Annotated in this window: 22 protein-coding genes and 5 pseudogenes; 16 read left to right on the top strand and 11 right to left on the bottom strand. The window is 60.4% G+C overall.

Translation table 11 applies throughout. The annotated features are described in order from the left end of the window. Positions 1 to 97: 97 nt before the first annotated feature. Entirely contained in the window at positions 98 to 367 is a 270-nt protein-coding gene (locus MO767_RS16430) for a hypothetical protein (RefSeq protein ID WP_282481355.1), read from the bottom strand. 398 nt (positions 368 to 765) lie between these two features. Here MO767_RS16430 and msuE point away from each other — a divergent pair, with 398 nt between their 5' ends. From msuE to MO767_RS16410, 4 genes and pseudogenes are all read left to right on the top strand, one after another. Further along, the gene (gene msuE / locus MO767_RS16425) at positions 766 to 1,329 is read left to right on the top strand and encodes an FMN reductase (RefSeq protein WP_282481354.1); all 564 of its coding nucleotides are present in this window, start codon (positions 766 to 768) and stop codon (positions 1,327 to 1,329) included. A gap of 10 nt (positions 1,330 to 1,339) precedes the next feature. Next, positions 1,340 to 2,485 carry an FMNH2-dependent alkanesulfonate monooxygenase gene (ssuD, locus tag MO767_RS16420; protein ID WP_033059220.1) on the top strand — a complete coding sequence of 382 codons (1,146 nt, stop codon included), beginning with the start codon at positions 1,340 to 1,342 and terminating at the stop codon, positions 2,483 to 2,485. 252 nt (positions 2,486 to 2,737) lie between these two features. After that, positions 2,738 to 3,010: pseudogene (locus MO767_RS16415) on the top strand (monooxygenase); the annotation flags it as partial. Positions 3,011 to 3,034: 24 nt separating this feature from the next. Beyond that, positions 3,035 to 4,138 (top strand): sigma-54 dependent transcriptional regulator, encoded by a 1,104-nt coding sequence (locus MO767_RS16410; protein ID WP_201182558.1) that lies wholly within the window; start codon positions 3,035 to 3,037, stop codon positions 4,136 to 4,138. Positions 4,139 to 4,225: 87 nt separating this feature from the next. Here the strand turns inward: MO767_RS16410 and MO767_RS16405 are convergent. Continuing rightward, positions 4,226 to 4,415: pseudogene (locus tag MO767_RS16405) on the bottom strand (SfnB family sulfur acquisition oxidoreductase); the annotation flags it as partial. Between the two features lie 342 nt (positions 4,416 to 4,757). Here MO767_RS16405 and MO767_RS16400 point away from each other — a divergent pair. Next, a complete protein-coding gene (locus MO767_RS16400) occupies positions 4,758 to 5,216 on the top strand; it encodes a VOC family protein (RefSeq protein ID WP_282481353.1) in 459 nt (152 codons plus the stop codon). Between the two features lie 70 nt (positions 5,217 to 5,286). On the opposite strand, the pseudogene MO767_RS16395 reads toward MO767_RS16400, so the two are convergent. From MO767_RS16395 to MO767_RS16375, 5 genes and pseudogenes are all read right to left on the bottom strand, one after another. Next, positions 5,287 to 5,388 (bottom strand): annotated as a pseudogene (locus MO767_RS16395) (MbtH family NRPS accessory protein); the annotation flags it as partial. A gap of 81 nt (positions 5,389 to 5,469) precedes the next feature. After that, a pseudogene (locus MO767_RS16390) lies at positions 5,470 to 5,737 on the bottom strand (hypothetical protein); the annotation flags it as partial. Positions 5,738 to 5,868: 131 nt separating this feature from the next. Further along, complete coding sequence (locus tag MO767_RS16385; protein WP_282481352.1) at positions 5,869 to 6,354, bottom strand: GNAT family N-acetyltransferase; 486 nt, start codon at positions 6,352 to 6,354, stop codon at positions 5,869 to 5,871. Positions 6,355 to 6,473: 119 nt separating this feature from the next. After that, the gene (locus MO767_RS16380; protein WP_282481351.1) at positions 6,474 to 7,799 is read right to left on the bottom strand and encodes an ATP-binding protein; all 1,326 of its coding nucleotides are present in this window, start codon (positions 7,797 to 7,799) and stop codon (positions 6,474 to 6,476) included. After that, positions 7,796 to 8,479, bottom strand: coding sequence for a response regulator (locus MO767_RS16375; RefSeq protein ID WP_282481350.1), 684 nt, complete (start codon positions 8,477 to 8,479; stop codon positions 7,796 to 7,798). Before MO767_RS16375 ends, MO767_RS16380 begins: the two co-directional genes overlap by 4 nt. Positions 8,480 to 8,688: 209 nt before the next feature. Here MO767_RS16375 and MO767_RS16370 point away from each other — a divergent pair, with 209 nt between their 5' ends. The 4 genes from MO767_RS16370 to dsbG all read left to right on the top strand — a co-directional run bounded on the left by MO767_RS16370 (position 8,689) and on the right by dsbG (position 13,094). Next, positions 8,689 to 9,630, top strand: a complete 942-nt coding sequence (locus tag MO767_RS16370; RefSeq protein WP_282481349.1) for a sel1 repeat family protein — start codon at positions 8,689 to 8,691, stop codon at positions 9,628 to 9,630. 109 nt (positions 9,631 to 9,739) lie between these two features. Then, positions 9,740 to 11,482 (top strand): protein-disulfide reductase DsbD, encoded by a 1,743-nt coding sequence (dsbD, locus tag MO767_RS16365; protein ID WP_282481348.1) that lies wholly within the window; start codon positions 9,740 to 9,742, stop codon positions 11,480 to 11,482. Then, on the top strand, positions 11,482 to 12,348 hold the full coding sequence (locus MO767_RS16360) for a TlpA disulfide reductase family protein (RefSeq protein ID WP_282481347.1): 867 nt from the start codon (positions 11,482 to 11,484) through the stop codon (positions 12,346 to 12,348). The genes dsbD and MO767_RS16360 overlap by 1 nt, the downstream gene beginning before the upstream one ends. Further along, entirely contained in the window at positions 12,324 to 13,094 is a 771-nt protein-coding gene (gene dsbG / locus MO767_RS16355) for a thiol:disulfide interchange protein DsbG (protein ID WP_282481346.1), read from the top strand. Before MO767_RS16360 ends, dsbG begins: the two co-directional genes overlap by 25 nt. Positions 13,095 to 13,198: 104 nt before the next feature. Here dsbG and MO767_RS16350 read toward each other — a convergent pair whose 3' ends face one another. The 4 genes and pseudogenes from MO767_RS16350 to MO767_RS16335 form a co-directional block, all read right to left on the bottom strand. After that, entirely contained in the window at positions 13,199 to 14,011 is an 813-nt protein-coding gene (locus tag MO767_RS16350; protein ID WP_282481345.1) for an alpha/beta fold hydrolase, read from the bottom strand. Between the two features lie 208 nt (positions 14,012 to 14,219). Beyond that, a pseudogene (locus MO767_RS16345) lies at positions 14,220 to 14,767 on the bottom strand (acetyltransferase); the annotation flags it as partial. 100 nt (positions 14,768 to 14,867) lie between these two features. After that, on the bottom strand, positions 14,868 to 15,674 hold the full coding sequence (locus MO767_RS16340; RefSeq protein ID WP_282481344.1) for a transporter substrate-binding domain-containing protein: 807 nt from the start codon (positions 15,672 to 15,674) through the stop codon (positions 14,868 to 14,870). A 94-nt stretch (positions 15,675 to 15,768) separates the two neighbouring features. Continuing rightward, positions 15,769 to 16,395: a TetR/AcrR family transcriptional regulator gene (locus MO767_RS16335; protein ID WP_282481343.1), complete on the bottom strand. Its 627-nt coding sequence runs from the start codon at positions 16,393 to 16,395 to the stop codon at positions 15,769 to 15,771. A gap of 190 nt (positions 16,396 to 16,585) precedes the next feature. On the opposite strand from MO767_RS16335, the gene MO767_RS16330 reads away from it, so the two are divergent. The 7 genes from MO767_RS16330 to MO767_RS16300 all read left to right on the top strand — a co-directional run bounded on the left by MO767_RS16330 (position 16,586) and on the right by MO767_RS16300 (position 25,518). Then, positions 16,586 to 18,376, top strand: coding sequence for an acyclic terpene utilization AtuA family protein (locus tag MO767_RS16330; protein WP_282481342.1), 1,791 nt, complete (start codon positions 16,586 to 16,588; stop codon positions 18,374 to 18,376). A gap of 12 nt (positions 18,377 to 18,388) precedes the next feature. Beyond that, positions 18,389 to 19,258 carry an SDR family oxidoreductase gene (locus MO767_RS16325; protein ID WP_282481341.1) on the top strand — a complete coding sequence of 290 codons (870 nt, stop codon included), beginning with the start codon at positions 18,389 to 18,391 and terminating at the stop codon, positions 19,256 to 19,258. A 3-nt stretch (positions 19,259 to 19,261) separates the two neighbouring features. Beyond that, positions 19,262 to 20,878 carry a geranyl-CoA carboxylase subunit beta gene (gene atuC / locus MO767_RS16320; RefSeq protein ID WP_282481340.1) on the top strand — a complete coding sequence of 539 codons (1,617 nt, stop codon included), beginning with the start codon at positions 19,262 to 19,264 and terminating at the stop codon, positions 20,876 to 20,878. Positions 20,879 to 20,902: 24 nt separating this feature from the next. Next, a complete protein-coding gene (gene atuD, locus MO767_RS16315; protein ID WP_282481339.1) occupies positions 20,903 to 22,060 on the top strand; it encodes a citronellyl-CoA dehydrogenase in 1,158 nt (385 codons plus the stop codon). Further along, entirely contained in the window at positions 22,057 to 22,854 is a 798-nt protein-coding gene (locus MO767_RS16310) for an enoyl-CoA hydratase-related protein (RefSeq protein ID WP_282481338.1), read from the top strand. The genes atuD and MO767_RS16310 overlap by 4 nt, the downstream gene beginning before the upstream one ends. A gap of 82 nt (positions 22,855 to 22,936) precedes the next feature. Then, positions 22,937 to 24,904, top strand: coding sequence for an acetyl/propionyl/methylcrotonyl-CoA carboxylase subunit alpha (locus MO767_RS16305; RefSeq protein ID WP_282481337.1), 1,968 nt, complete (start codon positions 22,937 to 22,939; stop codon positions 24,902 to 24,904). 71 nt (positions 24,905 to 24,975) lie between these two features. Continuing rightward, the gene (locus MO767_RS16300) at positions 24,976 to 25,518 is read left to right on the top strand and encodes an exonuclease domain-containing protein (protein WP_282481336.1); all 543 of its coding nucleotides are present in this window, start codon (positions 24,976 to 24,978) and stop codon (positions 25,516 to 25,518) included. Positions 25,519 to 25,572 lie beyond the last annotated feature (54 nt).

Genomic DNA, 25,572 nt, shown 5'->3' with positions numbered 1-25,572 from the left:
TGGCAGTCCATAGGGTCAGTCAGGTGTTGACCCTATCGCAAGCCTTCAGGGAAACCCACGGACAGTTGCGTGAAACTTCAAGCGGTACAGTTTTCGATCAGCTAGGACGACCGTGAAGCTGTACAGCACGTTCGGCGTTCATTTCTCCTCGTTTGTCGAAACTGAACGACTTTTGCGGTTGGCCGAGCAATTCGGCTTTCTTCGCGTGGTACTCGTCGAAAGACAGACCGCGACGATTCAACGCCTCAAGCGCCAGTTCCCTGGTTTCTTCCGCGGTGTACGACCGTAATTCCGGGGAAACATGGCTGGCACATCCGCCGAGCACGGACACCGCAAGCAGCAGGAAAGTAGCGATTAGAGGTTTCATGGTGAGCGTCCTGGCAACTGGGTTCGAGGCAATGAACACAGGCTACGCCGGGCATCCGATGAGCAGAAATCAACGCTCTCGATAGTGGCTATCGACTTTGACTAATGCCGCTCAGGTAGACCGCTTTATATCTCCAAATGATCTATAAATATTAATTTAATGTCTTTTACGGAATAACACCGAGCCTTTATAACAACTGCATCGCTTCACGCACTGTTGCCCAAGCAACTGTTTGCCAGGCAACAGTCATTCAACAAACAGCTCTGCCATTCGAACAGCATCTACCAGACAACGCGCTGAAAGCCCCGTAAATAGGGGCTCGAGGGATTGGTACAGCTCTTGCTCTCTGTCAGTGACTACTCACTGCTCCCTGAGCAACTGTCTAAAAGGAACTGATCATGTCGCGTCCATTGAAAGTCGTTGCCCTCTCTGGCGGTACCTGGCGTCCGTCCCGCACGTTGGTGCTGACCCAAGCGCTGTTGGCGCAACTGGCCGCGCAATTGCCGATTGAAAGCAAGCTGATTGAACTGGGTGACATCGCCCGACCGTTGGGCGCCGCGCTGTCCCGTCAGGAATTGAGCGCCGAGATCGAAGCCGAGTTGCAAGCGATCGAGACCGCTGATCTGTTGATTGTCGCCGCGCCGGTTTATCGCGGCTCCTACCCTGGACTGCTCAAGCATCTGTTCGACCTGATCGACCTCAATGCATTGATCGACACGCCGGTATTACTGGCCGCCACCGGCGGCAGCGAACGCCATGCACTGGTGCTGGATCACCAGTTGCGCCCGCTGTTCAGTTTCTTCCAGGCATTGACCTTGCCGATTGGCGTCTATGCCACCGAAGCCGATTTCTCGAATTATCAAATAACCAGTGAGCCCTTGAAGGCCCGCATACGCCTTGCTGCAGAACGCGCCGCGCCGTTGTTTGGCGTGCACCCCAAAAATCTGCTGAAAATCGCTTAAGGATTTCTTCATGGATGTTTTCTGGTTTCTGCCGACTCACGGCGACGGCCATTACCTGGGCACCACTCAGGGCGCTCGCCCTGTGACACTCAACTACCTGAAACAAGTGGCCCAGGCCGCCGATAGCCTCGGCTACCACGGTGTACTGATTCCCACCGGGCGCTCCTGCGAGGATTCGTGGGTGATTGCATCGGCGCTGGTGCCGCTGACCGAACGTCTGCGTTATCTGGTAGCGATCCGGCCGGGAATCATCTCGCCGACGGTTTCGGCGCGCATGGCCGCGACACTGGATCGACTGTCCAATGGCCGTTTGCTGATCAACGTGGTCACGGGCGGCGACCCGGATGAAAACCGCGGCGATGGCATCTTCCTCGATCACAGCGAACGCTACGAAGTGACCGACGAGTTCCTGAAAATCTGGCGCCGAGTGCTGCAAGGCGAATCGGTGGATTTCGAAGGCAAACACCTGCAGGTACAGAACGCCAAAGCGCTGTATCCGCCGGTACAGAAACCGTATCCACCGCTGTACTTCGGTGGTTCTTCCGAAGCAGCCCATGAACTGGCCGCCGAGCAGGTTGATGTCTACCTGACCTGGGGCGAACCACCCGCCGCCGTAGCGGAAAAACTGGCCGATGTGCGTGAACGTGCAGCGCGAAACGGTCGCACGGTGAAGTTCGGGATTCGCTTGCATGTGATCGTCCGCGAGACCGCCGAAGAGGCCTGGAAAGCCGCGGATAAACTGATCGAGCACATCAGCGACGAGACCATTGCTGCCGCGCAGAAGTCGTTCTCGCGTTTCGATTCCGAAGGTCAGCGGCGCATGGCGGCGTTGCATGACGGGCGTCGTGACAACCTGGAAATATCCCCCAATCTCTGGGCCGGTGTCGGCCTGGTGCGTGGCGGCGCCGGGACGGCGTTGGTGGGCGATCCGCAGCAAGTAGCCGCGCGAATCAAGGAGTACGCGGACCTGGGAATCGAGAGTTTCATCTTCTCCGGCTATCCGCACCTCGAAGAGGCTTATCGCTTTGCCGAGTTGGTATTCCCGCTGTTGCCTGAGCCGTACGCCAGCCTGGCCGGGCGCGGCGTCACTAATCTCACCGGGCCGTTTGGCGAAATGATTGCCAATGATGTGCTGCCTACAAAAGCCACGGCCTGACCCAGAAACCCTGTGGGAGCGAGCCGGCTCCGGGCGGCTCGCTCCCACAGGGAACTGCTGCGATTTCAAAGAAGGAACCCCGCGTGACTGCCAAACCGCAAAGCGCCTTGATATCCCCCTTGCAGACCGCCCGCCAATTGGCGGCCGAGTTTGCCCTGACCGCTGTCGAGCGCGATGAACGTGGCGGTACGCCCAAAGCCGAACGTGATGCCTTGCGCCACAGCGGTCTGCTCGCCCGGTCCGAGCAGTGGCAGCCATGGCCCGAACCTCAGCGCCGAAGAGCGTGGGCATCTCGCTACTACCATCGCCACCGCCAAGGTCACTGCCACCCGCACCGGCCTGGAACTCTGTAGTCGGTTGTTCGAAGTGACCGGCGCCCGTTCAACTCATGCCTCACTGCGACTGGACCGCCATTGGCGCAACTTGCGCACGCAAACCCTGCACGACCCGGTGGACTACAAACTCCATGAACTCGGTGACTGGGCGCTGAACCAGTCCCCGCCGGTTCCGACTTTCTATTCATAGCCTTCTCTTCATGGAGCCTGCCCCATGCAACTGCTGACCTTACCGCCCTCGCCCGCTCTGGCCACCTCGATCCGCGCCACTGCGCAGGTGTTCGAAGACCCGAAATCCCAGGCCTTGCTCGCCCACATTCAACAAGTCGCACCGAGTGAAGCCAGCGTGCTGATCATCGGCGAAACCGGCACCGGCAAGGAGCTGGTGGCGCGACATATCCACAACCTCAGCGCCCGGCGCAACCGGCCTTTTGTGGCAGTGAACTGCGGCGCGTTCTCCGAATCTCTGGTCGAGGCCGAGCTGTTCGGCCATGAAAAAGGTGCCTTTACCGGTGCGCTGAGCGCCAAGGCCGGATGGTTCGAGGAGGCCGATGGCGGCACCTTGTTCCTCGACGAAATCGGCGATTTGCCGATGGCGATTCAGGTCAAGTTGTTGCGGGTGTTGCAGGAGCGCGAAGTGGTGCGACTGGGTTCGCGCAAGAGCATTCCCATCAATGTGCGCGTGCTGGCGGCGACCAACGTGCAACTGGAGAAAGCCATCAACGCCGGGCATTTTCGTGAGGATTTGTACTACCGCCTCGACGTGGTCAGCCTGGAATTGAGCCCGCTGCGCGACCGCCCCGGCGACATCCTGCCGCTGACCCGACACTTCGTCGAAGCCTACAGCCAGCGCCTCGGCTACGGCACCATCACCATCAGCAAAGAGGCCGAACTGAAACTGCGCAGCTACAGCTGGCCGGGCAACATCCGCGAACTGGAAAACGTCATTCACCACACCCTGCTGATCTGCCGTAACGGCGTGATCGAACGCGACGACCTGCGGCTGTCGAACATGCGCATCGAGCGTCAGGACGATTACCACAGCAACGTCGACGACTCACCGGAAGCCCTGCTCGATCGGGCCTTTCAAAAGCTTTTCGAAGAACAGGCCGGGGCGCTGCACGAGAAAGTCGAAGACGCGTTGCTGCGAGCCGCCTATCGGTTCAGCCATTACAACCAGGTGCACACCGCTGCGCTGCTGGGGCTGAGCCGCAACGTCACCCGCACGCGACTGATCAAGATCGGCGAACTGGCGGTAAACAAACGCCGGCCCACGGAAAACCTTCAGGGCGAGCGTGTCATGCAGTTGTCGATCTAACCCACCAGATTGCAGTGCAGCGCGTTGTCGTGGCTTGGTTCCAGGCTGTGCAGCACCTGGAACGAGCCGAAGGACAGGTTTCCGACGATCCGCCGCAGAGATGATCGCGATGACCTGCGCCAGCACCGCAAAGGACACCTGCGCACCGCCGAACTTCTTCGGCGTCTTGCTCCAGCAACACCGCAGCAATGCGTTCGGCGACGCGCAAGGCGTCGGCTTCGTTGGCGATCCGATGGGCGGCCGGTGGGTTGATCGGATAAACGGCAGATTCAGGCATACAAGTCTCTCGGCACCAATGTTTGCCAGAGGGCATAGCAGCTTCTGTGCCTGACCGTCCGAACCAATGTTTTCGGGGTGTTCAGCGCCGCTCAAAGGTGTTTCCGATGAGAAAGCCGAGCAATCTGTTGCTTCGCTGTTGATGGCTGAACAGTGGCATTGTTATGCCTTACACCCTGTAGGAGCTGCCGAAGACTGCGATCTTTTGATCTTGATTTTTCGTCGGCCGCACCGCCGCCAAGGTCAAAAGATCGCAGCCTTCGGCAGCTCCTACTACTCTTCACAGGTTGTAAATCGGCGAAGGACCACCTTCATCCCAAAACAAAAAACAGGGAGATCCATCATGAGCGTCAAACCCATTCCAGAGGGTTATCACAGCATCACGCCTTATCTGGGCATTCAAAAAGCAGCAGAAGCCATCGAGTTCTACAAGAAAGCCTTTGGTGCCACCGAAGTCATGCGCCTGTCCATGCCCGACGGCGGCATCGGCCACGCCGAACTGCGCATTGGCGATTGCCCGATCATGCTTGGCACGCCGTGCGATCAGGGGCCTTTGAGCAACCCTGACAAGTCGCCGTCCGTGGGCCTGCATCTGTATGTGAACGATGTGGACAAGTCTTATAAACAGGCGATTGCAGCTGGCGGCACGGTGGTGTCCGACGTCAAGGATCAGTTTTATGGCGACCGCTCGGGAACCCTGAAGGATCCCTATGGGCATCTGTGGTTTCTGGCCACGCGCAAGGAAGATCTGACTCAGGAGCAGATCGAGCAGCGGGCGAAGGAGATGTTCAAGCAAGGTTGAACCCAATGTGAACCTCTGTTGGATCGGCACACCCGCACTCGAAGTGAATGAACATCCCTTGTGGGAGCGAGCCAGCAGGCACGGCTTTGTAGTCGGGCCAGATCGAGTATTGCTCTTGGTGGTTGACCACGACCTGAAAGAGGATGTCCTCGCGGTCGAATACTGAAGTCATGGTGTTTCTCCATCGCTGTCGGGTGGGCTGCACGGCGTGCGCAACCGTTATGTTGAAGGAACGTGTCAGAGGCTGAAAAACTTAGAGGCTGGCGGTGGCAGCAGTCATGGCCCTGCCGAAAATCTCGGCTACCCGATCGATTTCCGCCGCAGTAATCACCAGTGGCGGCAGGAAGCGCAGGTGCTCGCTCAACCGTTCGCCCATGGCGGCAGCGTGCTCGCAGACCTTGTGTGCGGTCAGGTAACGCATCACCGCAGAACCTGCGGCCATGGCCAATTTTTTTGCCGCGGAAGGTCCCGGCATGGGCGCCCGGCAGCCAGGTGTCGAGCCAGTCGCGATAGACCACCACGTCCGGAGTGATCCGGGCCGACTGATCTTCCATTAGGCTGGTAGCGACTGACATCTCTCGACCCCTCAATAAGGTTTTCCTGTTCTGGAAACGCATCAGGGCGCCGAGGATTTAGACCCTCGATCAGCTTTCTATGAAGGGGGTGTCAGCGCTTTGTGCATGGGAATGGCATTGAGCCCGGCTACGGCGAAGGTTTCAGCGCAAGGCTGGTAACCCAGATGACGGTAAAAGGCTTCGCTGGTGCGGGTGCTGTTGAGTCGTGCCTGGTGCAAACCCTGATCAAGCAACCAGCCTTCGAGGTCGCGCACCAGCGCTTGCCCGGCGCCCCGGCGAAACCATTCCGGTTGTACGTAGCAGAACGCAACCTTGCCGCTTATTGCGGCCATCGCGACGCCGACCGGTTTGTCCTGCAACAGGGCGATGTTCAGGTACAACCGCTGATCGGTTAGCCAGGCGCTGATGTGTTCGGCGGTTTTGTTGTGGGTCCACGCCGCGACGATTTTCGCATCGTTGCGGTGGTCGAGCGCGCAGCCGACCCGGATGGAACGCTCGACGATCCGGCTGATAATGCCGGCGTCGGCAGGTGCTGCGGGGCTGATGTGAATCGATGCATCCATGGCGCTGTTACCTCAATCCATTGAGTCAAAGCTGCGAAGGACGATAGCGCTGTGTGGGTCGGGTGGCTAATGGAGAGAAGTTACATTTGGTGTGCAACACAAAACCAATGTGGTGCTTGTTAGAGGGGTTGCAACGGCATGGTCAGCTCAACCCGCAACCCATCCGGCCGACTGTCGAAATGCAACGTACAACCGCAGCGCTGGACGATTGCCTGAACAATCGCCAGACCCAGGCCGCAGCCGGTGCTCTGGCCATTTCGCCAGAAGCGTTGGGTCAGGTGTTGCAGATCGTCTTTGGCAATGCCGGGCCCATGGTCACGAACCACAAACTGCACACGGTTGCCGGTGGTTACCAGACTCAGCTCCACCGCGCCCTCGCCCGGGGTATGCCGCAGCGCGTTGTCCAGCAGGTTGCGCAGCGCGGCAATCGACAGCACGGCGGGCATTTGCACCGGGGCGTGAGAGATTTTCGGTGGTATCTGAAATTTGATCCGCTGACGATCACCGCTGGCAGCGTCCTGAATCGCCAGTGTCGCCACCTGTTCGGCGCTGCATTGCACGCCATCATCGAACGACAGACTGCCCTCGACCCGCGCCAGCAACAGCAATTGCTCAAGGGTCCGGTGCAGGCGATCGGCGCCCTCTTCGGCCCGTGCCAGGGATTGATCCCGGGCCGCGCCGTCGGTCATGCGCGCCACTTGCAGGTGGGTCTTGATCGCCGTCAGCGGGCTGCGCAATTCATGGGCAGCGTCACCGGTCAGGCGGCGTTCGCGTTCGATGGTCTTGCCGATCCGTTGGAACAGCTGATTCTGGGTGTCCAGCAACGGTTGCAGTTCGCTGGGCAGCGGCTTGATTTGCAAGGGTTCGAGAGAATCGGCGCTGCGGCGCATCAAGGCATCGCGCATGCGATTCAGCGGCGCCAGCCCCTGGCCGATCCCCAGCCACAGCAGGCACAAGCAACCGAGCAAGGCCACGCCCACCGGCACCGAAGCCGCCAGCAGGATCGACATGTTCAGCGCCTCACGCTCGATCTGCCGGTCGGCGGTGGTGATGCGCACGTCGCCGCGGGCCAGGGTGAAACTGCGCCACGGTGCGCCGTCGATCATCTGGTCGTGGAAGCCCATTTTCTCGGCTTCCAGGGTTTGTTGCGGATCGGTGTGACTGCGGGCGAGGATTTCGCCGCGCAATGAACTGACCTGGCAGGCCATGCCGCCGGGGAGGTTCAGTTGTTCAGCGCTGAAATGGGTGCCCTCACCCTTGCTCGGCAATGGCGGCAATTGCTCCATCAGGCCGGCGACCATGCGCGCCGACGCCACCAGGCGCTGGTCGAGGGAAAACATCATCTGATTGCGCAAATCGCTGAGCATCCAGGCCGCCGCCAACGCCCAGATCAGGGCAAAAGCGGCACCGAGTGTCAGGCTCAGGCGCAAACGCAGGCTCATCACTTTTTCAATTCCTCTGCGCCATCGGCCGGCCCCAGGCGATAGCCCAGGCCGCGCACCGTCTCGACAATGCCATTGCCGAGTTTGCGCCGCAGGTGATGGATGTGCACGTTGAGGGCGTTGCTTTCCAGCTCATCGTTAAAACCATAAACGCTGTCTTTCAGTTGCTCGGTGGACAGCACCCGGCCCCGGTTATGCAGCAAGGCCTGCAACAGCGACTGCTCACGACGGGAAAGGTCCACCGGCTGGCCGCCGAGCATGGTTTCGCGGCTGCTCGGGTCGTAAGTCAGGCGACCGTGCTCGATCAGGTTGACGCTGCGTCCGGCCACTCGTCGTAGCAACGTGTGTAGACGCGCGGCAAGTTCGCGCAAGTCAAAAGGCTTGAGCAAGTAATCGTCAGCGCCGGCCTGCAAGCCATCAACACGGTCGGTGACTGAATCCCGGGCGGTGAGGATCAACACCGGGATTTCCAGGCCGTTATGTCGCAACTGCTGCAGCAGCTTCAAACCGTCTTCATCGGGTAGACCGAGGTCGAGCACCATCACATCGAACTCGGCGACCTTGAGCATCGCCCGGGCAGACGATGCGGTGGCGACATGCTCTACCGTCAGGCCCTGTGCGGTGAGGCCGGCAACGATACCGCTGGCAATCAGCTCATCGTCTTCGCAAACCAGTACGTGCATAGGAACTCCATGAGCAAAAACCCTAGTCAAACAGGTGAGGATTAAGTCGCAATTATGGCAAGGGCTTCAGCTGACGAGAAGCAGGCTTGCATTCACGTCGCAGGGATCAATTCAACGCAATACATATCTACCGCACCCGTGCGTCCCCTTCTCAATAGCCTGTGTCGGGTAGTACTCAAATTCAACTCGACTCAATACAGGTATCCATCATGTATTCCCATGTAAGTGCTTTAACGATTCTGTTCAATCTGTTTGACACCCTGAGCGCGCTGGCAACCCAAGTCAACGATCAGCCAAAAGAAGCGATAACCAAGGGCCTGGCCCTGTACAACCTGGGCGAATTCATCCAGGCGAAGCCTTATCTGACGGTTGCCGCCGTCGCGGGAGACCGTGCGTCGCAATATGCATTGGGGGAGGTGACAAGGCGTCAGGCGGGCAGCATCACCGACGAAGCAAAAGACTGGTATCGACTCGCTGGTGCCCAGAATCATGTTTATGCCCTGATGCGACTGGGCGACGAAGCCTCGCTCAGGAAAGCAAAGGAACTGGCCGAGGCCAATGCCGCTCAAGCCATGCTTGAGTTGTACGAGCTGGACCAGAACATTGAAACATTGAAAAAAGCTGCGGATGCCGGCTCCCTGGAGGGCCAGTACATTCTCGCGGTCAAGTACGACCAGGACGCAACGCTCATTCCCGACAGTGAGCAACGTCGATCCACCATCGATGCGCTGCTGAAAAAAGCCGCCGACGCCGGTCTTTCGAAAGCGGTCCACTGGTACACCAACCGTTACCCGATCAATCAGGATCTTCCTCTCAGGCGCCAATGGCTGGAAAAACGCGCACAGCTCAATGACGTGAACGGCGTACTGAATTACGGTTTCGCACTCAGCGGTTTCTATCAAGATGACAGCGGTGTCGATAACGAATATGGCTTCACGCGGGATCTGGTCAAAGGCTATGGGTTGATCTGGCTGGTCGTCGAAACCACCACAGAGTTGTCTCGACACGATGGCGCCAGACAATACCTTGTCGATATCGCCGAGGAGATGACGACTGATCAAGTAACTGCCGCCAAAGCCTTCGCGCAGCAATGGAAAACGACTCATCCCCCGATGTCCGAATTCAGGCTGACCTATAGCGACATTGCCTGATCCCGCCGGGCGCCAATCACCGAAGACGGCCATCGACGTCTTGCGTTAACCCCCGGTTAATCGCTGGCCATCATCTTGGGCGAAGTGTGTAAACCTCAAGGCGTTGTCGATGCGTTACGTTCTTCTATTGCTATTAACGTTGTTTGCCAGCCTGGGTCAGGCCCAGGCTGGCAGTAATCCGTTTGAAACCAAGCCCGACTTTCTTCCCGTCAGCAAAGCCTTCAGCTTTACGTCTGAGCGTCTCGCTTCCGGGGAAACCCAGCTGTTCTGGCAGATCGCCGACGGTTATTACCTGTATCAAAAACGCCTGAAATTCGATGGTTTACCCCCAGAACAGCAACCTGTCTTGCCGGAAGGTGAAGCGCACAGCGACGAGTTTTTCGGAGCGCAACAGGTTTATCGCCAAGGGCTGGAGCTGAAAATCCCGGCGGGTGCCTCCGGCCGGATCAAGGTAGGTTTCCAGGGCTGCGCCGATGCTGGCCTGTGTTATCCGCCACAAACCCAGGTCGTTGATCTCGGAAACGCCACTACCTTGGCCGCCGCAAGCGAAGCGCCGGACCAGGCCCTGGCCAGTGATCTGCAGCAGCGGGCGCTGGGCTGGAGCCTGCTGGTGTTCTTCGGCCTTGGGCTGCTACTGGCCTTCACCCCTTGCTCGCTGCCGATGCTGCCGATTCTGGCCGGTTTGATCGTCGGCAGTGGCGCCACGCCCAACCGCGGCTTCGCGCTGGCGACCAGCTACGTCGTGAGCATGGCGCTGGTGTATGCGGCGATGGGCGTTCTGGCCGCGCTGCTCGGGGCGAATATGCAGGCGTTGTTACAGAACCCTTGGTTGCTGGGCAGTTTCGCTACCGTATTTGTGTTGCTGGCGTTGCCGATGTTCGGCTTCTTCGAGTTGCAACTGCCAGTGGCCGTGCGTGATCGATTGGAAAACGTCTCGCGCAATCAGCGCGGCGGCAGCCTGTTCGGTGCCGGTGTGTTGGGAGCCTTGTCCGGTTTGCTGGTGGGTCCGTGCATGACCGCCCCGCTGGCGGGCGCCCTGCTCTACATCGCGCAAAGCGGCAATGCGTTGCATGGCGGGCTGATTCTGTTCGCCATGGGCATCGGCATCGGTGTGCCGCTGCTGTTATTGGTGACCGTCGGCAATCGCTTCCTGCCCAAACCCGGCGCGTGGATGAACCTGCTCAAGGGTGTGTTCGGCTTCCTGTTCCTCGCCACCGCGTTGCTGATGCTGCGTCCGGTGCTGGACGAATCACTGTGGATTGGTCTGTGCGGTGCGTTGCTGCTGATTGCCGCGTACAGCGCCTGGAAGCAGTCGGAAGGTTTCGGTCGCGTCGCCCATGTGTTCGGCGCCAGCTCACTGCTGCTAGGTGTGTGGGGCAGCCTGCTGATGATCGGTGCCGCTGGCGGCGGCGACGACCTGATGAAGCCATTGCAGGTCTACAGCGCTTCAAACTCGAGCAACGCCGAAAACCCGGTCGGCCACGACGCATTCACCACGATCAAGGACCCGGCAGCTCTGCAACGGGAGCTCGACGCGGCACAGACTCAAGGCCAGTGGGTGCTGCTGGACTACTACGCCGACTGGTGCGTGTCGTGCAAGGTCATGGAAAAACAGGTGTTCGGCAAAGCCCACGTAATGCAAGCCTTGAGCGATGTGCGCTTGCTACGTCTGGACGTCACCGCCGACAATGCCGCCAGCCGTGAACTGCTCGGCCGTTATAAAGTGCCAGGGCCACCGAGCCTGCTGTGGATCGGCGCCGACGGCATCGAGCGTCGCAGCCAACGCATCACCGGCGAGGTCGATGCCGGCACCTTCCTGCAACGCTGGACCACCACCCGAGACGCTCGTTAATGCTGACCTTTACCCTCGGCACTTTTGCCATCGCGCTTAATCACCTGATGCTGATCAGTGCCCTGGCGCTGGCGACCTTCATCGGCTGGCGGGTGGCCAAGCGCGGCGGCGAGAATCCGGAGTCGGTGCTATTCAGTCTGTTCCTGCTGGGCATGCTGGCCGCCCGGGTCGGCTTCGTGGCCGTTTACTGGGCGCACTATCGCGATGATCCCTGGCAGATCATCGACCTGCGCGACGGAGGTTTCCTCGCCTGGCCGGGCGTGATCGTGCTGCTGCTGGCCGCGTTGTATCGAGGCTGGCGTCGCCCGGGCTTGCGCCGCCCGTTGGGCTTTGGCGTGGCCAGCGGCCTGGCATTCTGGCTGCTGGCGACCTTCTCCCTGACGATTTACGAACAAGGCACGCGCCTGCCGGAAGTTACCCTGCGCAATGCCGCCGGTGAAACCGTGCAACTGGCGGACTACAAGGGCGGCCCGTTGGTGATCAATCTCTGGGCCACCTGGTGTCCGCCGTGCCGTCGGGAAATGCCGGTGCTGGAAAACGCCCAGCAACACCGCCCAGACCTGACGTTCCTGTTCGTCAACCAGGCTGAAAGCATGCAAAGCGTCAGTACTTTTCTGGAAACCCAGGGCCTGAGCCTGTCCAACGTACTGTTCGACGGCAGTGGCCGATTGGGCCAGGCCGTCGGCTCCATGGCATTGCCGACTACGCTGTTCTATAGCCCCGACGGTCGCCTGCTGGGCAGCCATCTGGGTGAGCTGTCGGAAGCCAGCCTGGCTCGCGCCCTGGAAAACTTCGACACCCCGAATCCTGCCGCACCGGCCACCTCTTCAAGGAAATTGCCATGCCCCGCCTCCGCCACCTGCTGACGTTGACCCTCGGCGCTGCCCTGCTGCATCTACCGTCGGTGCAGGCCGCCGAAGAATTGCCCGAAGCGATCAAGAAAATCGAAGCCAAGGGCGCGAAAATCGTCGGCCAATTCGATGCACCCGATGGCTTGCGTGGTTATGCCGCGCAGTACCAGAACCGTGGCATGGCGCTGTACCTGACGCCGGATGGCAAACATGTGTTGCTCGGCAATCTGTACGACGCCGACGGCAACGACCTGAGCAGCGCGCCGCTGCAGAAGCTGGTTTACGCACCGATGGCCAAGGAAGTCTGGGGCAAGCTGGAAACCAGCAACTGGATCGGCGACGGGAAGAAAGATGCGCCGCGGGTCGTGTACCTGTTCAGCGATCCGAATTGCCCTTACTGCAACATGTTCTGGGAGCAGGCGCGACCGTGGGTCAAGTCGGGCAAGGTGCAGCTGCGGCACATCATGGTCGGCATCATTCGCGAAGACAGTCCGGGGAAATCGGCTGCGCTGCTGGCCGCCAAGGATCCGCAGAAAGCGCTGGAAGACCATGAAAAATCAGGCAAGGGCAGTTCGCTAAAAGCCCTGAAGGACGTACCTCCGGCGATTCAGGCGAAACTGGCGGCCAACATGCAGTTGATGGAAGACCTGGAGCTGCAAGCCACCCCGGCGATTTTCTACATGGACGACAAGGGCGAGCTGCAACAACAGCAAGGCGCGCCTTCGCCGGACAAGTTGGTGCAAATTCTCGGGCCTAAGTGACCTCACCGGCCCCATCGTCGGGTCGCCTCCCGGAGCAAGCTCCCACAGTTGATCGCATATCCCTGTGGGAGCGAGTCTGCTCGCGAAGGCGTCAGCAGAACCGACTAAGCTCTCTCAGCCAAAAACTTCAGCAAAGCCGCTGTCACAAACTGCGGATTCTCCAGATTGGAGATATGCCCCGCCTCCGGCACCAACAGATACCGGCAACCAATCAACTCGGCCATCTCCCTCGTCTCCGACGGCGGCCGCGGTTTGTCCTGATCGCCACACATCAACAGCGTGGTGTCAGGATTCAACTCGGCCAGTCGCGGCAACAGATCATCACGCCCAAACGTAATCCGCCCCATCGGCACGATGCTCTCGCGCAGACGCTCCGGCGGCAGCGCGGCCAGTTTGGCGCGGAAGTCCTGATACAGCGCCGACTGCGGATCGATGCCCGGACGGAAGAAGATCGGCACGACGATATCGAGCAGCTGCGGCGTAATCACGCCGGTGTCTTCGATCTGTTTGAACAGCGAGAAATAGTACTGGCGAGTCGGTTCGGGTTCGACGCCGACGTAGGTGTCCATCAGCACCAGACCGTTGATCCGCTGCGGTGCCGACAGTGCCAGACGCACGCCCCACATGCCGCCGACCGAAAGACCGACCAGCGTGACACGGTCGATGTCCAGATGATCGAGCAGCGCCAGTGCCTGGCGCGCGACGTCATCCAGCGACTGTGTGCGCTCGGGCATCCGCCCGGACTCACCATGGCCCCACAGGTCCAGAGCAATCACCCGGTAGTGCTGCGACAGGGCGGCGATCTGCGGCGCCCACATGGCCTGGTCCCACAGATAACTGCCGGCCAGCAGAACGGCAGGGCCAGTGCCTTGATCAATGTAGTGAAGGGGTTGTCCATCTATTGTTGCGAAGGGCATCGGTTGTCTCCTCTCCAAAATGGCAAAGGCAGACTGTGCCGCCGACGATCCACAGTCAACCTTGCAGTGTCTGTACCGGCCCTTTCGCGAGCAAGTCGGATCGCGAAGACTGACTTAAGGTCGGTGCAGACCTTGAGCTTCATGCATCAAGCCAACGCACACCGATCAAAAAACCGCTCACGCCCCAGCACCATCAGCGCCGCGCGCTTGTCAGGGTATGGGGATCGGCTTCAAGTTTGCTCAAGTACTCGTGATGCTGCTCGAGGCTGCCCTCCTCCTGCCAGAAACTCGCCACGCGCGGGCTGTTCTGCCAACGATTGAAACGCGCCAGGTCCAGATCGATGTCCACGGTGCGCAGGGAAATCCAGGCACCGAGGCGCGCATCAAAACGCCGATAGACTTCACCGCGCGGTTTCACCGGTCGCAGCGGATGACGCTTGCCGCCACTGATGACCAGTTGCTGTGGATAACTCGGTGTCATTGACGCGCCCAGCCAAGGCTGAGGCAACTGCCAGAACAGCGTGCGTTCGCAACAATACTGGCCGACGATTTCGGCAGGGATCAGCAACCCGCTGAGCAATGCTTCGGTGGGGGCTTCATCGAGCTGCCAGGTCAGGCGCTAGCAAGACGGGTCACGGGCAACTGAATCAGCGGCTGCCCTTCAAGGCGGAGGCACAGACGGCTTTCGGTTTCATCAGCTACAAGACGGCTTCCTGTCGGCAAGGCCAGGGCCGTCAGGTCATTCAGAGTGGACATGGGTCGGGCTCACGTTAGTCGTCGACAGTTCAACGAGGTGACGTGAGCCAGTGCGGGAAATTTAAGAGAAGTGGGTAAATACGCGACCTGTGATGCGATCTCAGGTACCCGGAACCGGCACCACGGCGATCTTGTAGGGATCGAAAATCTTCAGCATCTGGCCATTGTCCCGCAACCCTTGCAGCAACTTGCCGAACGCCTCACCACTGATGGGGGCGGCCGGACTGAGGATGGCGTAGTGGTGATAAACCTGATCGATGCGCTGGGACACCAGCAGCTGATCGGCGACTTTCTCGTTGCGCAGCAGGTAATCGCTCAGGTACGAGCGCGTTACCAGGGCAACGTCGGCACGCCCGCGCAGCACCATCAGCAGATTACTGTCATGGGAATACGTCAGCGTGGCGTTGTAATTCTGCGCGATGAATTTTGGATCGGCATTGAAGTTGGCGAATTCGTAGTGATAGCCGCTGAACAGCGCCAGGCGCTTGCCGGCGAGGTCGGCAAAGTAATTCTGCTGACGAACCGGCTGACCATCGGGCTGGCGTTGTGCGACAAAAATCTCGGCGTCTTCCAGCCCCATGTCGACAGTGGTGTGCGGGATGTCCTTCCAGCCCCAGTCCGGGTTCTCGAAAATCGCCATGTCCACCCGGCCTTGCTTGAAGTCACCGAAACGTCGGGGAATGGAAGTCGGCACCAACACAAACTGATAGTTGTTCTGCAAGGCATTGAGTGCCTCGACCAGTTGCGGCAGCAAACCGGTGTCGGCACCGGATTCCGGGCGCACGGTATAAGGAGGAAAATGTGCGGCACCGACCCGTACCAGCTGTGCGGCCTGGGATGGAACCACGCATAACACCGCAAGCGTCGCCAGCAAAAGCCGCGAAGCCGTCCGAATTGGCGAAGACATCAAAACAACCCACTCCCCAAAAAAATACGCTTCAATGCATTCAAGCTAGGCGGTTTCGACCACTTAGCCAGTTTCCTTCTGATTCAAAACAAACCTACTGTTTTTCTTCCAGCACGAGAATCAATGCTTCATCGGCCAATTGATCGAGGCTCATACTGCCGCCAGCGCGAAACCAGGTGGTGGTCCAGGACAACGCCCCCGTCAGAAAGCGGCGGGTGATAAACACATCCCCGCGAATAAAACCGGCGTCCTTGGCCTCGCCCAACACCTGTAGCCAGAGGGCTTCATAAATGTCGCGCAGCGCCAGAACTTGCGCTTGCCCGTCTTCGGACAGCGAACGCCATTCATACACCAACACCGCCATGGCCTCGCCGCTGCCGCCCATGATCGACTGCAACTCACAACGAATCAGCGCCAGTACCCGCTCACGCACACTGCCGGCTTCTGCCAACGCTGCACGCATCAACGCGGTGTTGTAGCGAATGGTTTCTTCCATCACCGCCCGCAGGATCTCGTCCTTGCTTTTGAAGTGATGAAAAATACTGCCGGACTGAATCCCCACGGCGCTGGCCAGATCGCGCACGGTGGTGCGTTCGTAACCTTTGTTGCGGAACAGGTGAGCCGCCACTTGCAGCAGTTTGCCGCGGGCGCTGTCCGGGTCGGTCAATTGGCCGCTATCGACCAATTCGCGCATCACCCTCAGGGCTTTTTGCTCGTCCACCCGTTCTCTCCTACAGTCGATCAATCAAATACGCCGCTCACCGCTAAAACTGCGGGGTTGCGCGGGCAATTTAAGCTGGCCGGCGCGACCAAGCAAGCGCTCGGGCAGAAGATATTTTAGCCGTTTACAAACCAAGCGCTTGCTTGGTAGTCTCGATGTACTTCTGTCGGGGGTGGTTATGGAGTTGACTGTGCCAAAAACAATCCGCATCGGTTGCGCCAGTGCCTTCTGGGGTGACACCTCGACCGCTGCCGCGCAACTCGTCGAAGGCGGGCGTCTGGATTATCTGGTCTTCGATTATCTGGCCGAAATTACGATGTCGATCATGGCCGGTGCGCGGATGAAAGATCCCCAGGCCGGTTACGCCAGCGACTTCATCGAAGTCCTCAGCCCGCTGCTGGGTCAAATTGCCGAACAGAAAACCCGCGTCATCAGCAACGCCGGCGGGGTCAACCCGCAAGCCTGCGCCGCCGCCCTGCAAGCGGCCTGCGACAAGGCCGGGGTCACGCTGAAGATCGCCGTGCTGCTGGGCGATGACCTGCAGCCGCAGCTCAAACAGCTGGGCAGCAAAGGAATCCATGAAATGTTCAGTGGCGCGCCCTTGCCGCCGATGTGCGTCTCGACCAACGCCTACCTCGGAGCACCCGGCATCACCGAAGCCTTGCGTCTGGGCGCCGACATCGTCATCACCGGGCGCGTGGTCGACAGCGCCGTGGTCAGTGCCGCGCTGGTGCATGAGTTCGGCTGGTCGTGGCACGACTACGACAAACTCGCCCAAGCCGCATTGGCCGGCCACATCATCGAATGTGGCGCCCAGTGCACCGGCGGCAACTTCACCGATTGGCGCGAGGTGCCCGACTACGAACACATCGGCTTCCCCATCGTCGAAGTCAGCGCCGACAGCCAGTTCATCGTCAGCAAACCCGAAGGCTCAGGCGGACTGGTGACACCCCTGACGGTCGGCGAGCAGATGCTGTATGAAATCGGCAACCCGCAGGCCTATCTGCTGCCGGATGTGGTTTGCGATTTCACTGACGTCAAACTCGTACAACAAGGCAAAAATGCGGTTCAGGTGCACGGCGCAAAAGGCTTGCCGCCGACCGATCAGTACAAGGTCAGCGCGACGTACCCGGACGGTTTCCGCTGCACCGCCAGTTGCCTGATCGCGGGGATCGATGCGGTCGACAAGGCGCGTCGGGTCAGCGAAGCGATCATCAACAAGACCTCGGAAATCTTCAGCCAGCGCGGTTGGCCACCCTACAGCGAAGTGAACATCGAACTGCTCGGCAGCGAAGCCACTTACGGCCCCCACGGTCAGCGTCAGGACAGCCGCGAAGTGGTGATCAAACTCGCGGTGCGCCATCCGGGTAAACAGGCGTTGATTGTGTTCTCCCGGGAGATCGCCCAGGCCGCCACCGGCATGGCGCCGGGACTGACCGGAATTGTCGGTGGACGGCCGACGGTGTATCCGCTGATCCGGCTGTTCTCGTTCCTTATCGACAAAACCGCCTGCACGCTGGAAATTGATCTCAAGGGCCAGCGCCACCCTTGCGCCCTGCCCGCCGTTGATGTGCTCGACACCGCCGACTTGCCCGTGGCGTGCGCCCCACCGAAACCCTCAGACCGGGCCGATGCCAGCGTGGCACTGGTCAAACTCGCCGTGGCGCGTTCCGGTGACAAGGGCAATCACAGCAACATCGGCGTCATGGCCCGCGAGCCGGAGTACCTGCCGTGGATTGCCGAAGCCTTGACGCCGGAAGTGATCGTCGACTGGATGAGTCACGTCCTCGATCCGATCCACGGACGTGTCGAACGCTGGTACCTGCCGGGCACCCACAGCCTTAATTTTCTGCTGGAAAACGCCCTGGGAGGCGGTGGCGTGGCCAGCCTGCGGATCGATCCGCAAGGCAAAGCCTTCGCCCAGCAACTGCTGGAAATCCAGATACCGGTGCCTCAGCGCATCGCCGACCAGGTCAACTAGAGGGCTGTCGCCATGGCTTACGATTCGATTTTCAAAGCCGATTTGTTTGCAGGGCAAAACATCATCGTCACCGGTGGCGGCAGCGGTATCGGCCGTTGCACCGCTCACGAACTGGCGGCCCTCGGCGCCCATGTGATGCTGCTTGGGCGCAAGGCCGACAAGCTGAAAAACGTCGCGGCCGAAATTGCCGAAGATGGCGGCAAGGCTGACTGGATGGTCTGCGATATTCGTGAGGAAGAAGCGGTCAAGCATGTGGTCAGCGAGTTGATCCGCAAGTACGGACCGATTCACGGCCTGGTCAACAATGCCGGCGGGCAGTACCCGTCGCCGCTGGCGTCGATCAATCAAAAAGGTTTCGACACGGTGTTGCGCACCAACCTGATGGGCGGGTTCCTGATGGCCCGGGAAGTGTTCAACCAATCCATGAGCACGCACGGCGGCGCCATCGTCAATATGCTCGCCGACATGTGGGGCGGCATGCCCGGCATGGGCCACTCGGGCGCGGCACGTTCAGGCATGGACAACCTCACCAAGACCGCCGCGTTCGAATGGGGTTATGCCGGGGTGCGGGTCAATGCCGTGGCGCCGGGCTGGATTGCGTCCAGTGGCATGGACACCTACGAAGGCGCGTTCAAAGCGGTGATCCCGACGTTGCGCGAGCACGTTCCACTCAAACGCATCGGCACCGAATCGGAAGTCAGCGCGGCGATCGTTTTCCTGCTCAGCCCGGCAGCGGCATTTGTCAGTGGCAGCACCTTGCGCATCGACGGCGCCGCCAGCCTGGGCGGGCGCGCCTGGCCGATACACAAGGCGCAGATCAGCGAGTCGTATAACGGTTTCCATCGCGCCTACCTGCCGGACGTCCTCAAGGATAAGGAATAAGCCATGCCGGTGATCCAGTCGCAAGTAGACCCGTTCAGCGAACCGTTCGCCCGCAATCGCGCGGCGATGCTCGTGGGTATCGAGCAAGTCCGCCAGCTTGAACAAAACCTGCTGAACAAGGCCGGCGAGGCAAAACCCAGGTTCGACAAGCGTGGACAACTGCTGCCCCGCGAACGCCTCAACCTGCTGCTGGATCCTGGCGCACCGTTCCTCGAACTGGCGAGCCTGGCCGGCTACAAACTGCACGACGACAAGGACGGCAGCTCGGCCGGTGGTGGTTTGATCGCCGGGATCGGCTACGTGTCCGGCGTGCGGGCACTGGTGGTGGCGAACAACAGTGCGATCAAGGGCGGGACCATTTCCCCCAGCGGTTTGAAAAAATCCCTGCGCCTGCAACAGATCGCCATGGAGAACAAACTGCCGGTCATTACCCTGGCCGAAAGCGGCGGCGCCAACCTTAATTACGCGGCGGAAATTTTCATCGAAGGCGCCCGCAGCTTTGCCAATCAGGCGCGGATGTCGGCCATGGGCCTGCCGCAGATCACCGTGGTCCACGGTTCGGCCACGGCGGGTGGGGCTTATCAACCAGGGCTTTCGGATTACGTGGTGGTGGTGCGTGGCAAGGCCAAGCTGTTTCTCGCCGGCCCGCCCCTGCTCAAGGCTGCCACCGGTGAAGTCGCCACCGATGAAGCACTGGGCGGCGCCGAAATGCATGCGCAAATCGCCGGCACTGCAGAGTACCTGGCCGAGAACGATGCCGATGGCGTGCGTCAGGTGCGCGAGATTGTCAGTCTGCTGCCCTGGAATGATCAGCTGCCCCGGGTACCCGAACGTCGGTGGGAAGAACCGCTCTACCCCATCGACGAGTTGCTCGGGCTGATTCCCGACGACGCGAAAAAACCTTACGACGTGCGCGAAATCATCGCGCGGATTGCCGACGGCTCGAACTTCCTCGAATTCAAGGGTGAGTTCGATCAGCAAACCGTCTGCGGTCATTTGCAGATTCAGGGCCGTGCCTGTGGCTTCATCGGCAACAACGGACCGATCACGCCCAAAGGCGCAAGCAAGGCGGCGCAGTTCATTCAGCTCTGCGACCAGAGCCAGACGCCACTGCTGTTTTTTCACAACACCACCGGGTTCATGGTCGGCACCGAATCGGAGCAGCAAGGCGTGATCAAACACGGCGCGAAAATGATTCAAGCGGTGGCCAACGCCCGGGTGCCTAAACTGACCATCGTCGTCGGTGGCTCCTACGGTGCCGGCAACTACGCGATGTGCGGCCGCGGCCTCGATCCCCGATTCATCTTCGCCTGGCCCAACAGCCGCACCGCCGTCATGGGCGGCGCACAGGCCGGCAAGGTGCTGCGGATCGTCACCGAAGCCAAGCAGTTAAAGGATGGTTTGGTGCCCGACCCGAAAATGCTCGACATGCTGGAACAGGTCACCGCGCAGAAACTCGACAGTCAGTCCACCTCACTTTATGGCAGCGCCAATCTGTGGGACGACGGGCTGATTGACCCGCGGGATACCCGGACCTTGCTCGGGTACTTGCTGGATATTTGTCATGAGGCCGGGGTGCGGCCGCTGCAACCCAACAGTTTTGGTGTCGCCCGGTTCTAGGCCGGCCAGAGGAGAACAATAAAAATGATCTTCACCCAGGAACACGAAGCACTACGTCGCACCGTCCGCCAATTCGTCGAGCACGAGATCAATCCGCACGTCGAGGAATGGGAAAAAGCCGGGCGCTTTCCGATCCACGAGATCTTCCGCAAGGCTGGTGAACTCGGTCTGCTGGGGATTTCCAAACCGGAAAAATTCGGGGGCATGGGGCTCGACTACAGCTACTCGATCGCCGCCGCCGAAGAGTTCGGCACCATTCATTGCGGCGGCATTCCGATGTCCATTGGCGTGCAGACCGACATGTGCACCCCGGCGCTCGCGCGTTTCGGCTCCGATGAGTTGCGTGAAGAATTCCTGCGACCGGCGATCACCGGCGAGCAGGTCGGCTGCATCGGTGTTTCCGAAGTGGGCGCCGGTTCCGACGTGGCCGGTTTGAAAACCACCGCCCGCAAGGACGGCGACGACTACGTGATCAACGGCAGCAAGATGTGGATTACCAACTCGCCGAGCGCCGATTTCATCTGCCTGCTGGCCAACACCTCGGACGACAAACCGCACATCAACAAGTCGCTGATCATGGTGGCGATGAACACGCCCGGCATCAGCCTCAGTTCGCACCTGGACAAGCTCGGTATGCGCAGCTCGGAAACCGCCCAGGTATTTTTCGACAACGTGCGCGTGCCGCAACGCAACCGCATCGGCCATGAAGGCGCGGGGTTCATGATGCAGATGCTGCAGTTCCAGGAAGAACGCCTGTTCGGCGCGGCGAACATGATCAAGGGCCTGGAGTACTGCGTCGACAGCACCATCGAGTACTGCAAGGAACGTAAAACTTTCGGCAATGCGCTGATCGACAATCAGGTCATCCACTTCCGCCTGGCCGAACTGCAAACCGAAATCGAATGCCTGCGGGCGTTGGTCTATCAGGCCACCGAGCAGTACATCAAAGGCCAGGACGTCACCCGTCTGGCGTCGATGGCCAAACTCAAGGCCGGACGGCTGGGCCGTGAAGTCAGCGACAGCTGCCTGCAATACTGGGGCGGCATGGGCTTCATGTGGGACAACCCGGTGGCCCGTGCTTATCGTGACGTACGGCTGGTGTCGATCGGCGGCGGGGCCGACGAAATCATGCTGGGGATCATCTGCAAACTCATGGGCATCCTGCCGGGGAAAAAGAAATGAGCACCCTGCCAGCTTGCCAAACCTTGCTGCTCGAACCGCATAACGGTGTCCTGCACATCACCCTCAACCGCCCCGAAAGCCGCAACGCCATGAGCTTGCAAATGGTCGCCGAACTGCGTGCGGTGCTGGGGGCGGTGCGTGACGACCGAGCCATTCGCGCGCTGGTGATCGGTGGTGCGGGCGGGCATTTTTGCGCCGGTGGCGACATCAAGGACATGGCCAACGCACGCGCTCAAGGCCCGAGCGCCTATCGCGACTTGAATCGCGCATTCGGTGCGCTGCTGCAAGAGGTGCAACACGCACCGCAAGTGGTGATCACGGTGCTGCAAGGCGCGGTGCTCGGCGGTGGTTTTGGTCTGGCCTGCGTCAGCGACGTCGCCTTGGCCGATCACCAGGCGCAATTCGGTCTGCCGGAAACCAGCCTCGGCCTGCTGCCAGCGCAGATCGCGCCATTCGTAGTGCAGCGCATCGGCCTGACTCAGACTCGCCGATTGGCGCTGACCGCGGCACGATTCGACGGCACACAGGCACGGCGCATGGGGTTGGTGCATTTTGTCGAGCATGACGCGCAAGCGTTGGCCGAGCGTCTCGATGAAATTCTGGCCCATGTGTTGTGCTGCGCGCCGGAGGCGAATGCGACGACCAAAAAACTCTTGCTCGCGAGTGCCGGACAGCCATCGAATGCGTTGCTGGATGAAGCGGCTGATTGGTTCAGCGAGGCGGTGACCGGGACGGAAGGGGTCGACGGGACCATGGCTTTTGTGCAAAAGCGTAAACCGGGTTGGGCGCCTTAAGAGCATCGTCGGAACGCCGCCCGGAGCGAGCTTGCTCGCGATGAGGCCTTCACTGTCACCGCACAACTTGAGAGAAGACCCAATGCCCGCCTTCAGCAAAATCCTGATCGCCAACCGCGGTGAAATCGCCTGCCGCATCCAGCGCACCGCCCAGGCCCTGGGCTATCGCACGGTCGCGGTGTTCAGCGATGCCGACGCCGATGCGCTGCATGTGCATCTGGCCGACGAAGCCGTGAACGTCGGCCCGGCCCCGGTGCAGCAGTCCTATCTGAATATCCCGGCCATTCTCGACGCCGCCCGGCGCACGGGCGCTGACGCAATCCATCCGGGCTATGGCTTCCTCTCGGAAAACGCCGGCTTCGCCCGTGCCTGCCAGGATGCCGGCATCACCTTCATCGGCCCCAGCCCCGACGCCATCGAACTGATGGGCAGCAAACGCCTGTCGAAACTCGCCATGCTCGATGCCGGTGTGCCGTGCATCAAGGGTTATCAGGGCAAAGAACAGGACGACGCCACCCTCAGCCGCGAAGCCGCACGCATCGGCTATCCGCTGATGATCAAGGCCAGTGCCGGCGGTGGCGGGCGTGGCATGCGCCTGGTGCACGAGGCCAATGATTTGCTCGAACAACTGCGCACCGCCCGCTCCGAAGCGCTGCATGGGTTTGGCAGTGACGAACTGATTCTCGAGCAAGCGCTGATCGACCCGCGTCACGTCGAAGTTCAACTGTTTGGCGACCAGCACGGCAACCTGATCTACCTTGGCGAGCGCGACTGCTCGATCCAGCGTCGCCATCAAAAAGTCATCGAAGAAGCACCCTGCCCGGTGATGAACGCCGAGTTGCGTCAGGCCATGGGTGAAGCGGCGCTCAAGGCCGGTCGCGCAGTGAATTACGTCGGCGCTGGCACCGTCGAGTTCCTGCTGGATACGCGTGGGCAGTTTTACTTTCTGGAGATGAACACTCGACTCCAGGTGGAACACCCGGTGACTGAATTGATCACCGGCCTCGATCTGGTGGCCTGGCAGTTGCACGTCGCCGAAGGACTGCCTCTGCCCTTGCGACAGGAGCAGGTTCAGCTCAGCGGCCATGCCATGGAAGTCCGTTTGTACGCCGAAGATCCGGCACACGGTTTTCTCCCACAAACCGGCCGCATCACCGCCTGGGAGCCTGCGTTGCAGCGCGGCGTGCGGATCGATCATGGCCTGATCGAAGGCCAGACAGTCAGCCCGTTTTACGACCCGATGCTGGGCAAGATCATCGCCCACGGCGCCACCCGCGAAGAAGCCCGGCGTAAGTTGCTACGGGCGGTGCAGGACAGCGTGCTGCTCGGCGTGCAAAGCAATCAGCGCTTGCTCGCCAGCCTGCTCGAACACCCTCGGTTCATCAGTGGTGAGTTCAGCACCGGGTTCATCCCGGCACACTTTGCCGAGCATCCCGGCCTGCATGCGTATGTGCCGAGCGCCGAAGAACTGGCCATCGCTGCTGCATTGTTCTATCAGGCCTCGGCGCAGGTTCATCCCGTGCCACTGGCCGGTTGGCGCAACAACGCCAGCGTGCCCTTGCACTATCGAATCGGCCTTGAGGATCAGGATTGGCCAGTGGAATTGAACGCTGTGCCGGGTGAGCCGTATCGGATTCAAGTTGCCACAACGCCCTTTGAATTGAAGGTCATCCAGTGCGACGGACGCTGGGCCAGTCTGGAAATCAACGGCATCCGGCGACGCCATGCTTACCGTCTTGAGGCCGGGCAACTCTGGCTGTTCACCCGTCCCGGCAGCCTGCGGCTGGTGGACCGGACGCAGGCCTTGGTCAGCAGCCAGGCCAGCGTCAGCACCGGCACCGGCACCCTCAAGGCTCCGATGGACGGGGCGATCGTCGACGTGCTGGTGACCGAGGGCAGCCCGGTCAGTAAAGGCCAGTTGTTAGTGGTGCTGGAGGCCATGAAAATGGAGCATCCGCTCAAGTCGGGCATCGATGGCGTGCTCAAACGCTTGCAGGTCAGGGTGGGCGATCAGGTGAAAAATCGTCAGATTTTGTTGGAGGTCGAATAAGCCGCTAGGCGGATCCGTCGGGTTTGGCTACGCTCAAGCCCTATCAGGACGCGGATACCAGGAACCCTGCGATGCCTCACTGGCTGGTCATTGATCTAGAAGCCACCACCGATGAGGGTGGTTGGCCAGTAACGGAAATGGAAATCATCGAAATCGGCGCCACCCTGGTGGACCGCAAGGGGCGCGAACTGGATGCTTTCCAGCGTTTCGTCCGGCCGCTGCGTCGACCCATGCTGACGCCGTTTTGCCGGCAACTGACCCACATCACCCAAGCCAACATCGACGTCGCGCAGCCTCTGAGCGAAGTCTGGGCGTCGTTCGAGAGCTGGCTCGGCCAGCATCACTCGCGCCTCGAAGGCTGGGCAAGTTGGGGCGATTACGATCGCAAACAGTTGGTTCAGGAGTGGGATCGCCTGCAACTCGACAGCGCCCTGAGCCGAGTGCCGCACATGAACCTCAAACAGCGCTTTGCCAAGGCTCGTCGATTGGAGCGCCCGCTGGGGCTTAACGGCGCGCTGCAACTGGCGGGCATGCAGTTCAATGGCCAACAACATCGGGCGCTGGAAGATGCGCGCAATACCGCACGATTATTGCCACTGGTTCTTCCGTCTTAGAGAGGTGACGCCAGCATGGGCCTTGTGCATACTGGCCGGCCCTTTTCAGCCCTT

Origin of the sequence: Pseudomonas sp. UYIF39 (genome assembly GCF_029963765.1) — a bacterium.
In the GTDB taxonomy this organism is placed as follows: Bacteria; Pseudomonadota; Gammaproteobacteria; order Pseudomonadales; family Pseudomonadaceae; genus Aquipseudomonas.
This window is presented reverse-complemented; position numbering and strand designations above follow the sequence as displayed.